This is a genomic window from Thermophilibacter sp. ZX-H3 (genome assembly GCF_052599055.1).
Genome location: NZ_JBQXES010000013.1, coordinates 71,569 through 81,924 on the forward strand (window position 1 = coordinate 71,569; position 10,356 = coordinate 81,924).

The following is a 10,356-nucleotide window of genomic DNA, read 5'->3' on the forward strand; positions in this document are numbered from 1 at the left end:
AACACATGACCGATGACGAGCTCAGGAAGGTTGCCAACGAGGTCCGCAAGGGCATCGTCGTGGGCACCCACGCCGCCAAGTCGGGACACCCCGGCGGCTCGCTGTCCGCCGCCGACATCCTCACCTACCTCTACTTCGAGGAGATGAACGTCGACCCGAAGGACCCCGGCAAGGCGGACCGTGACCGGCTCGTCCTCTCCAAGGGCCACGCGGCGCCCGGGCTCTACGCCGTGCTCGCCGAGCGCGGCTACTTCCCCAAGGAGGATCTCGAGACGCTGCGCCACATCGGCAGCCACCTGCAGGGCCACCCCAACATGAACGACACGCCCGGCGTGGACATGTCCACGGGCAGCCTCGGCCAGGGCGTCTCGGCCGCCGTGGGCATGGCGCTTGCGTCCAAGGTCTGGAACGACGGCTATCGCGTCTACGCCATCCTCGGCGACGGCGAGATCGAGGAGGGCCAGGTCTGGGAGGCCGCGATGTTCGCCGGCAACCACGGCCTGGACAACCTCGTGGTGGTCGTGGACCACAACGGCCTGCAGATCGACGGCACCATCGAGGAGGTCAACTCCGCGATGCCCATCGCCGACAAGTTCCGCGCGTTCAAGTTCCACGTGATCGAGCTCGCGGACGGAAACGACATGGCACAGGTCCGCGCAGCCTTCTCCGCCGCGCGCGAGGTCACGGGGCAGCCCGTGTGCATCGTCGCGGAGACGGTCAAGGGCAAGGGCGTCTCCTTCATGGAGAACGAGGTCGACTGGCACGGCAAGGGACCGAACGACGATCAGTACGAGCAGGCCCTCGCCGAGCTCGAGGCCGCTGGGAAGGAGCTCTAGGATGGCTGACGTGAAGAAGGTGGCCACGCGCGTGAGCTACGGCGAGACGCTCGTCGAGCTGGGTGCCGAGCACGACGACTTCGTGGTGCTCGATGCCGACCTCGCCGCCTCCACCCAGACCGGCAAGTTCAAGGCCGCCTATCCCGACCGCTTCTTCGACGTGGGCATTGCCGAGCAGAACCTCATGAGCCTCGCTGCCGGCATCGCCACGACCGGACGCACCGCCTTTGTGAGCAGCTTCGCCATGTTCGCCGCCGGCCGCGCCTGGGAGCAGGTGCGCAACTCCATCGGCTATCCGCGTCTCAACGTGAAGGTCTGCGCTTCCCACGCCGGGCTCTCCGTGGGCGAGGACGGCGCCACCCACCAGTGCTGCGAGGACATCGCGCTCATGCGCGCCATCCCCGGCATGACGGTCGTCGTCCCCGCGGACGACGTCGAGGCCCGCGCGGCCACCCGGGCGGCCTACGAGCACGAGGGGCCGATGTACCTGCGCCTCGCCCGCCTGGCCACCCCCGTCGTCAACGATCCCGAGACCTATGAGTTCAAGCTCGGGAAGGGCATCGTCCTGCGCGAGGGCACCGACGTCACGGTCGTGGCCTGCGGCCTCATGGTTGGCGAGGCGCTTGCCGCCGCCGAGGAGCTTGCCTCCCGCGGGATCTCCGCCGAGGTGATCAACATCCACACGATCAAGCCGATCGACTCGGAGCTCCTGCTCGCGAGCGCCGCCAAGACCGGCCACGTGGTCACCGCCGAGGAGCATTCCGTCATCGGCGGCCTGGGCGACGCCGTGCTCGCCGCGCTGGCCGAGCACCCCGTCCCCACGCGCAAGCTCGGTGTGAACGACGTCTTCGGCGAGTCCGGCCCCGCGCTTGACCTGCTGCACAAGTACCATCTCGACGCTGCGGGCATCGTTGCCTCCGTCGAGGGGCTTCTCGCCCAGGAGTAGGCCCTCTTCATCTGTCTGATAGGGAGAAGAACATGAAGCTCGCCATTGGCAACGATCACTCCGCACTCGCCATCAAGGCCGAGGTCGTCGAGCACCTGAACGACCGCGGAGACGTGGAGCTCGTCGACGTGGGGACTAACTCCCCCGAGAGCTTCGACTATGCCATCAGCGGCTACCGCGTGGCGCGCCTCGTGGCTGACGGTGAGGTGGACGGCGGCATCCTCATCTGCGGCACCGGCGTTGGCATCAGCCTCGCCGCCAACAAGGTGCACGGCATCCGCGCCTGCGTCTGTTCGGAGCCGTACTCCGCCGAGCTCTCCAGGCGTCACAACAACAGCAACATCATCTGCTTCGGCGCCCGCGTCGTCGGCCCCGAGGTGGCCAAGCAGATCGTCGACGCCTGGCTGGACGCCGAGTTCGAGGGCGGCCGCCACGCCCGTCGCGTCGCGCAGATCATGGAGATCGAGGAGACCCAGGCCCTCGCAGCCGCCGAGGAGTAAGGAACGCGCCGCCGGCGTCACGCCACTGGCGTCAGGTTTATTTGGCGCACGGACCCGTGCGCCAAATAAACCTGACGCCAGTGGCGTGACGGGCGGCGCAGTGGCAGCTTTGTCAGATCAGAGCCGCGCCACGGCCTCGGCGGCGTCGGCGATGGCGTCTATGACGAGCCGACGGTCCTTCTCGCCAACGCCGCGCGCGTAGCGCATGTAGGCGGCGTGGCTCCCGTGCACCTGATAGGCGAGCAGCACGTTGAAGCGCAGGTCTTTCGCACGCTCCGGGCTCGCCTCGAGGACGCGCTCCCGCAGCTCGCGCTCGACGCTCTCCACGAGGGCATGCTCCTCCCCGCGCGAGAAGAGCGTGTCCACCTCATCTCCATGCACGATGAACGCCGAGAAGAGCTCACGCGCGAAGCGGCGCGGATCGGACAGGAACGCCCCCGGCGACTCCAGCTCGTCGACCACCCGATGCACGAGCTCCTCCTGCAGTTCAGTCGAGAGGTCGACGATGCTGTGGTAGTGCAGGTAGAACGTGGCCTTGCTGACTTCCGCGCGTTCGCAGAGCTCCCGGACCGTGATGCGTGCAAGCGGGCGATCGCGTCTCAGGTCGAGAAACGCCGCACGCAGAGACCTCAGGGTCTTTCTTGTCCTCAGATCCACTTCTTGTCTCCTTGTCAGAATCGTCCAGTAATGGACGAAGATCAAAAGCTGTGGCTAGCCGTTTCATGAGTCTCTGGGTACATTGATTCTAGTCAAATACTGGACGACCGTATATAAACGTGGCCGTTGGGACCAAGGGAGGGCCATGAGCACATGGGACAACGTTGACCTGGGGGCCTTCTACGACGGGCGCGAGTTTGAGGCGTGGCGCTGGATGGGGGCTCGCCTCTCCGGCGACGGGGCGGACTTTCGCGTGCTGGCGCCTGCGGCGGCGGGCGTGAGCGTCCTTCTTGGCGCGCCCGGCGGCGAGACGCGAGAGGTGCCCATGACGCGCTGCCTCAACGGAGCGTTCCTGGAGGCGCACGTTCCCGGCGTGCGCGCGGGGGACGCCTACGAGTACCGCGTCTACCTGCCTGGCGGCGGCTTCCAGGACCACTGCGACCCCTACGGCCTGGGAATGGAGCTGCGTCCCGCGCATCGCTCCGTGGTGCACGACCTCGGGGACTACGAGTTTGCGGACGCCGCGTGGATGGCCTCTCGCACGGCGTGCCAGGACCGGCCGCTCAGCATCTACGAGCTCCATGCCGGCTCGTGGAGAAAGCCGGGGCCGGAGACGGATGACTGGTACACCTACGACGAGCTCGCCGACCTGCTCATACCGTACGTGACCGAGCTCGGCTGCACGCACGTGGAGTTTCTCCCTCTCGCTGAGCATCCCTTCGACGGCTCCTGGGGCTACCAGGGCTGCGCGCCCTTCTCGGCAACCAGCCGCTATGGCGCGCCCGAGCAGCTCATGGGCCTGGTTGACCGGCTCCACCAGGCGGGGATAGGCGCGATCCTGGACTTTGTCCCCGTGCACTTTGCCACCGATGCGTGGGCGCTCGCCCACTTTGACGGCACCCCGCTCTACGAGTACCCCAACGACGCCGTGGGCGTCTCCGAGTGGGGCAGCCACAACTTCATGCACTCGCGCGGCGAGGTGAGGAGCCTGCTTGCCTCCGCCGCGGACCTCTGGCTGGGCGCGTACCACTTCGACGGGCTGCGCCTGGACGCCGTGAGCCGCATCGTCTACTGGCAGGGCGACGAGCGGCGTGGCGTCAACGGCATGGGCGCTGACTTCCTGCGCGCGCTCTGCGACGGCCTGCACGAGCGCCATCCCGGCTGCATGCTCATCGCCGAGGATTCGAGCGGCTTTCCCGGCGTCACGCGCCCCACGGCCGAGGGCGGCCTGGGGTTTGACTACAAGTGGGACCTCGGCTGGATGCACGACACGCTCTCGTACTTCCAGGCGCCCCCGGAGGAGCGCCGCCACGCCGAGGGGCGGCTCACGTTCTCGATGATGTACTTCCCCAACGAGCGCTACCTGCTGCCCCTGAGCCACGACGAGGTGGTGCACGGCAAGGCCACGATCGCGCAGAAGATGGACGGCGGCTATGACGGGAAGTTCCCGCAGGCTCGGGCGATCTATCTCTACATGGCGGCGCACCCGGGCAAGATGCTCGACTTCATGGGCAACGAGCTTGCCCAGCTCCGCGAGTGGGACGAGAAGCGCGAGCAGGACTGGTGCCTGCTGGAGTACCCCGTGCACGATGCCTTCCTGCGCTTCCGCCGCGAGCTGGGCGTGGCGTACCGCGCGCATCCGGCGCTCTGGGAGCGCGACTACCGCGCGGACGGCTTTGCGTGGCTCGACTGCGAACAGCTGGCACCGTGCTGCACCGCCATCCTGCGGCGGGGCGGGGGCGAGCGGGTCGCCGCGCTCTTCAACCTGGACTCGGCCGCGCACGAGTACGCGGTGCCGCTACCGGCGGATGCCGCGGGGGCGTCCGGGGCGGAGGTTCTTCTCGACACGGACTGGCAGCGCTACGGCGGCTCCACGCCGGACGGGGAGACCGTCTGTCGTGTTGAGGAGGGTCGCTTGATCGCTGAGCTGGCCCCGCTCTCAGGGGTTCTCGCGCTTCTGGCGTAGGGTTCGTGCCGCCGGCGCCGCGCGCCACTGGCGTCAGGTTTATTTGGCACACGGACTTGTGTGCCAAATAAACCTGACGCCAGTGGCGCGAACCCGACGCCGGCGGCACGGCGGCAAATGTTTCAACAATGAGTCGCTTCTCGCCAGAGGCCGCCCGATGCCGTGAACAAGCCCTATAGTCAGCCACGTCAGACAGCCGCGGGCCAATAGCCCGCGCTCGCTCAACTACTGAGGAGGCCAACGTTGATGAACGTTCACAGCGCGCACGCGTGTGCCGCCTCCTCCCAGCTCGCCCGACGCCAGAACCGACGAATCTCGCCCGCGATGTCGCGCGCGACGCTCTAGCTTGACGGTTCTTCTCGACAGACCGAGCTCCTGCGCCCCGCGACGTCGGGGCATTCTTGTGTAGACGCATCCAACACCCAGAAGCGAAAGGGAAACCATCATGGCTGAGAAGGAAAAGGTCGTACTCGCGTACTCCGGCGGACTTGACACGTCCGTCATCGTCAAGTGGCTGCAGATCGAGAAGAACCTCGACGTCATCGCCATCTGCGGCAACGTGGGCCAGGACGAGAAGGACCTCTCCTGGATCAAGCAGAAGGCCCTCGACATGGGCGCCATCGCCTCCGAGGCCATCGACATGCGCGCCGAGTACGCCGAGAAGATCCTCTCCAAGGCCATCTGGGCCAACGGCAAGTACGAGGGCGTCTACCCGCTGCTCTCCGCGCTGTCCCGTCCGCTGATCTCCAAGCACCTCGTCGACATCGCGCACCAGTACGGCGCCAAGTACATTGCCCACGGCTGCACCGGCAAGGGCAACGACCAGGTGCGCTTTGAGACCTGCATCCGCGCGCTCGACCCCGAGCTGGAGATCATCGCCCCCGTGCGCGAGTGGGACCTCACCACGCGTGACTCCGAGATGGAGTGGGCCGAGGCCAACGGCGTGCCCGTGCCCACCACCAAGAAGAAGCCCTACTCCATCGACGACAACCTCTGGGGTCGCGCGATTGAGTGCGGCGTGCTCGAGGACACCTGGAACAAGCCGCCCGCGGACATCTGGACGATGACCAACAACCTCGAGGACTGCCCCGCCGAGCCGGAGGAGGTCGTGATCTCCTTCGAGGAGGGCACGCCTGTGGCCATCAACGGCGAGAAGATGGATCTGCTCAGCCTCATCATCAAGGCCAACGAGATCGCCGGCCGCAACGGCTACGGCCGCATCGACATGATCGAGGACCGCGTCGTGGGCATCAAGAGCCGCGAGTGCTACGAGTGCCCGGCCGCCCTCCTGCTCATCCAGGCTCACCAGACGCTCGAGCAGCTCTGCCTCGACGCCGAGACCCTCAAGCAGAAGGCCAAGATGGACGTCGAGTGGGCCTCCACGGTCTACCGTGGCCTCTGGTTCAGCCAGAACCGCAACGCCATCGACGCGTACAACGCCTACACGCAGAAGTACGTGACCGGTGACGTGCGCATCATCCTCTGCAAGGGCGGCCTGTTCGTGGACGGCGTGCGCTCCGCCTACAGCCTCTACGACTACAACCTCGCCACCTACGACGAGGGCGACTCCTTCGACCACTCCGCCGCCGAGGGCTTCATCGTTCTCCATGGTCTGCAGTCCAAGACCTGGTCCAAGGTTCAGGGCCCCGGCTCCGGCCTGCAGCCTGTCCACTAGGCTGCCAATTGGGGACAGCACCCAGTTTGCATGCGGCCGGTCGGATGTCCCGACCGGCCGTTCTTTGTGCGGCAAAACCAAAGACAACGTTAATCGCCCCTCAAGCTACGGTTAATCTTGGCCTGTGACCATGGGTACAGGATGAGATTGGCCGACAACGAGAGAGGCGGTCGCCATGGAGAGGATAGAACTGGTCGAGCTCGTGCGCGAGAAGGCGGACGTCGGGTACACGGACGCCAAGGAGGCGCTCGACGCCTGTGGTGACGACCTGCTCGACGCGCTGGTCTGGCTCGAGACGCAGGGTCGCTCCCAGACGAGGACCGCACACGTCACCACGGCCGTTCCGCCGGCGGGCATCTCCGGCGAGATGTACGAGGCGCAGGCCGGCTACGCGCGCTCGTCCCAGTCGGGGCTGCGCGTGCTGACGCGCTGGCTGGGCAGCATGCGCGACGCGATTGCCCGCGCGGTACGGCGCGGCATGGACACCAAGGTCGTCTCGCGTCGCGGCGGCGACCGGCCTCTGACGCTACCGCTGCTGGGCACCGTGCTGGGAACGGCGGCGTGGCTGATGCTCGTGCCTCAGACGCTGCAGAGCCACTACTACATCTGGGGAATCCTCTTTCCGTTTATCCTGGCGGCCCCTGTTGTGTGGTTCTTCTACCTTGTCTTTGCCTGTCGCATAGAGCGGCCGGGTGCCGAGCCCTCGCCGGTTTCGAGGTCTGTTCCGGCCGCTCAGGCGCCCGTCATGACGCCTGCTGGCCCGCCGCGGCCAATGGCCTCGCCGGCACCTTCCGTCGCCCCCGCGACTCCCGCCGAGCCCGTGGCGGAGAAGCCCGGGACAGAGACGGCCTCGGAAGAGGACACGTCGCTCACGTCGGATGATTCTGCAGACGATACGGGGGACACCACGCGCGCGGACTCCGCCGGCGACGCAGGCCCCGTCGAGGGGGACCCCGATCATGACTAGAATCCTGCTCGTCGAGGACGAGGAGAAGCTTGCCCGCTTCGTCGAACTCGAGCTTGCCCACGAGGGATACGAGGTCGAGCGTGTGGCGGATGGACGCGCGGGCGTGGAGCGAGCTCTTGGCGACGACTTTGACCTCGTTCTTCTCGACATCCTGCTTCCCAAGCTCAACGGCATGGAGGTCCTGCGCCGTGTCCGGCGCGAGAAGAACGTGCCGATCATCATGCTCACGGCCCGCGATGCCGTGATGGACAAGGTCGCCGGCCTCGATGCCGGGGCAGATGACTACGTCACCAAACCGTTTGCCATCGAGGAGCTGCTCGCACGCGTGCGCGTGGCACTCAAGCGCCATGCGGCTTCTCCTCCCGCCGCGCCCGGAGCCTCCTCGCCGCTTCCCCTCACTGCCTGCGGCGTGTCGCTCGATGCCGATCGCCACGAGGTGACCGCCCTCGGCGAGCCCGTGGAGCTGACGGTTCGTGAGTTCGATCTGCTGCACGCCCTCATGGAGCACGTCGGTCGCGTCCTCACGCGCGAGCAGCTCGCGCGCGAGGCCTTGGGCTATGACTACGTGGGCGAGACCAACGTGGTCGACGTGCACATCGCGCACCTGCGCGCAAAGCTCGACGACCGCTTTGGGATAAAGCTCATCACTACCGTTCGAGGGGTGGGCTATGTCGTCAGAGAATCCTGACGCCGCGAGCGTCGACCGACCGAGACCGCCCGAGGAGGCCCCGGCCACCCCGGCCCCCGACGCCGCCCGCCGGTCCTCGTCCATAGCCCGCCGCGTCGCGTGGGGCTTCTGGTGGAGGCGCCTTGCTCGGTGGGTGGTTGTGGACCTGCTGGCCCTTCTCGCCGTACTGGCTGCCCTGTGGGTGGGATATGCTCGCTATCTGCCGGAACGTGCGCTGACGTATTACGGGCTCGTGCCGGCGGGAGACACCGCCCTCGCCCTCGCCTGGGGCTTTGGCCCTGATTTGAGCGGCCTCGGGGCGCTTGCGCTCCGAGTCGCTCCGGCGTCGGGTGGAGAGTGGTTTTTCCCCGTGGGACGCGACCTGCTTGTCCTCTGGCCGGTCGGTGCCCTGCTTCTGGCTTTCGAGGCCCTGAGCCTGCTGGGCATCTTCTCCGACATCCGGCGCGTGCGCCGGCGCCTGAAGCCGCTCAACGCCCTCGCCCTCCGGGCCGAGGCGCTTGGCTCCAAGGGCATCATGGACGCGAGCAAGATCGAGAGCCTCGAGCAGGCAATCGAGCGTGCGAGCGTGGATTCGCCCCAGGTGTCGACCGGCGTGGATGACCTTGCGAGCATCGAGGTGGCGCTGAACGGGCTTCTGCGCCAGATGCAGGAGGCCAAGCTCCAGCAGATTCGCTTTGTCTCGGACGCGAGTCACGAGCTGCGCACGCCGATCGCGGTGATTCAGGGCTACGTGAACATGCTCGATCGCTGGGGCAAGGATGACCGCGCGGTGCTTGAGGAGTCCATCGCCGCCCTCAAGGCCGAGGGCGCGCACATGCAGGAGCTTGTTGAGCAGCTGCTCTTCCTGGCGCGCGGGGACTCGGGGCGCAACGTGCTGGAGCGCGCGCCGGTGAACCTAGCCGCCCTCTCGGCTGAGGTGGCCGACGAGTCTGCCATGATCGACTCGGGTCACGACTACAGGCTGGGGTTTGGTCGAGAGGCGGCAAGCGATGCGCGCTACGTGGTCATCGGCGATGCGTCGATGCTCAAGCAGTCGATTCGTGTGATGGTGCAGAACGCCGCGCGCTACTCTCCGGAGGGCACCGCGATAACCCTAGGCGTCGCGTCCGACGACGGAGGCGTGTCCTACTCCGTGCGCGACGAGGGCATCGGCATGACCCCCGAGGAGGCCGGGCATGTCTTCGAGCGCTTCTGGCGCGCCGACGCCGCGCGAGACGTCTCCAAGGAGGGGACCGGCCTCGGCCTCTCCATCGCCCGCTGGATCGTCGAGCGGCACGGCGGGACCATCGACCTGGTAGCGCGCGAGGGCGTTGGGTCGCGCTTCACCGTGCGGATACCGCGGTCGTGATCTTCTCCTGGGCCCGCGTTTGGGCTGCGTATTCGGAAGGTGCTTCGCGAGGGCCCAAAATTAATCCGCCCTGTGGCGCCCTCGCTGAAATGCCAACTGGCCTTTTGTCGACCATCGGCGCCACAGGGCGGATTAATTTTGGGGTCCCCGCCAAGACCGGGCGCCAGCGGGCTAGCAGGGCCCGAGCGAACCCCCTCCTTCCCACGGCAGCAGGGACCAGATGAGCTGCTGGCGCGCCCTCGTCTCTTCCGGGGTCCACACCTCCTCGGGTACCACGTCCTTCGCGCGGGGCCCGCCGAGGCGCTCCGATGCCATGAGCGCCTCAAGAATGACAATGTCGAGGCCGCCATGGTCAAACAGATCCTCGGAAACGACCGACATGACAAGACGGCCCTGAGCGGCCAGCTCCCGGTCCCTCCTCCTATCATCAACGTACTTACGGCGTAGGGAGCCCAGTGCGCGGCCAAGCTCGTCCTTGTTCTCGGCCGCGGCCGCAATTGCCTCGAGGTCAAGGTGGTCGCGCCCGTCATAGTTGAAGCCAACGGGACAGTCGTCGAGGACTATGTCGGGAACGCGCGCGCCCGCGCACCCCCTTCTGACGAGCTCCCACGGATTGTCCTGCCGCTCGTTGAGACGAATTCTTCGAATGTGGCCCCTAACGAGCGGCATAGTTAGTCATCCGCTCCCTCGTCGCCTCGGCGATCGCCGCTGCGACCCACTCCTCGTTCTCCCTCTTCTCCCTCCGCGCGTTCCTGAACCTCCTGCCCGGCCCC

At 66.9% G+C, this 10,356-nt stretch carries 10 protein-coding genes; 8 read left to right on the forward strand and 2 right to left on the reverse strand.

Going from position 1 to position 10,356, the window contains the following annotated elements; all coding sequences use genetic code 11:
* Positions 1–5: 5 nt before the first annotated feature.
* Genes ACULPM_RS07025 through rpiB form a run of 3 tightly spaced genes read left to right on the forward strand, consistent with a single transcriptional unit; the run spans position 6 to position 2,282 of the window.
* Positions 6–836 (forward strand): transketolase, encoded by an 831-nt coding sequence (locus ACULPM_RS07025; RefSeq protein ID WP_167930736.1) that lies wholly within the window; start codon positions 6–8, stop codon positions 834–836.
* A 1-nt stretch (position 837) separates the two neighbouring features.
* On the forward strand, positions 838–1,782 hold the full coding sequence (locus tag ACULPM_RS07030; protein WP_445331582.1) for a transketolase family protein: 945 nt from the start codon (positions 838–840) through the stop codon (positions 1,780–1,782).
* 32 nt (positions 1,783–1,814) lie between these two features.
* Entirely contained in the window at positions 1,815–2,282 is a 468-nt protein-coding gene (gene rpiB, locus ACULPM_RS07035) for a ribose 5-phosphate isomerase B (RefSeq protein ID WP_445331583.1), read from the forward strand.
* Between the two features lie 117 nt (positions 2,283–2,399).
* On the opposite strand, the gene ACULPM_RS07040 is transcribed toward rpiB, so the two are convergent.
* Positions 2,400–2,939 carry a TetR/AcrR family transcriptional regulator gene (locus ACULPM_RS07040; RefSeq protein ID WP_167930733.1) on the reverse strand — a complete coding sequence of 180 codons (540 nt, stop codon included), beginning with the start codon at positions 2,937–2,939 and terminating at the stop codon, positions 2,400–2,402.
* 145 nt (positions 2,940–3,084) lie between these two features.
* Between ACULPM_RS07040 and glgB the strand changes: the two genes are divergently transcribed.
* From glgB to ACULPM_RS07065, 5 genes are all read left to right on the forward strand, one after another.
* Positions 3,085–4,905 carry a 1,4-alpha-glucan branching enzyme gene (gene glgB, locus ACULPM_RS07045; protein ID WP_445331584.1) on the forward strand — a complete coding sequence of 607 codons (1,821 nt, stop codon included), beginning with the start codon at positions 3,085–3,087 and terminating at the stop codon, positions 4,903–4,905.
* A 445-nt stretch (positions 4,906–5,350) separates the two neighbouring features.
* A complete protein-coding gene (locus ACULPM_RS07050) occupies positions 5,351–6,580 on the forward strand; it encodes an argininosuccinate synthase (protein ID WP_445331585.1) in 1,230 nt (409 codons plus the stop codon).
* Positions 6,581–6,755: 175 nt separating this feature from the next.
* Entirely contained in the window at positions 6,756–7,547 is a 792-nt protein-coding gene (locus ACULPM_RS07055) for a hypothetical protein (RefSeq protein WP_445331586.1), read from the forward strand.
* Complete coding sequence (locus ACULPM_RS07060; protein WP_445331587.1) at positions 7,540–8,235, forward strand: response regulator transcription factor; 696 nt, start codon at positions 7,540–7,542, stop codon at positions 8,233–8,235. Before ACULPM_RS07055 ends, ACULPM_RS07060 begins: the two co-directional genes overlap by 8 nt.
* Positions 8,216–9,583, forward strand: a complete 1,368-nt coding sequence (locus ACULPM_RS07065) for a sensor histidine kinase (protein ID WP_445331588.1) — start codon at positions 8,216–8,218, stop codon at positions 9,581–9,583. Before ACULPM_RS07060 ends, ACULPM_RS07065 begins: the two co-directional genes overlap by 20 nt.
* A 171-nt stretch (positions 9,584–9,754) precedes the next feature.
* Here the strand turns inward: ACULPM_RS07065 and ACULPM_RS07070 are convergent, their stop codons facing one another.
* Positions 9,755–10,252: a hypothetical protein gene (locus ACULPM_RS07070; protein WP_445331589.1), complete on the reverse strand. Its 498-nt coding sequence runs from the start codon at positions 10,250–10,252 to the stop codon at positions 9,755–9,757.
* Between the last annotated feature and the right edge of the window lie 104 nt (positions 10,253–10,356).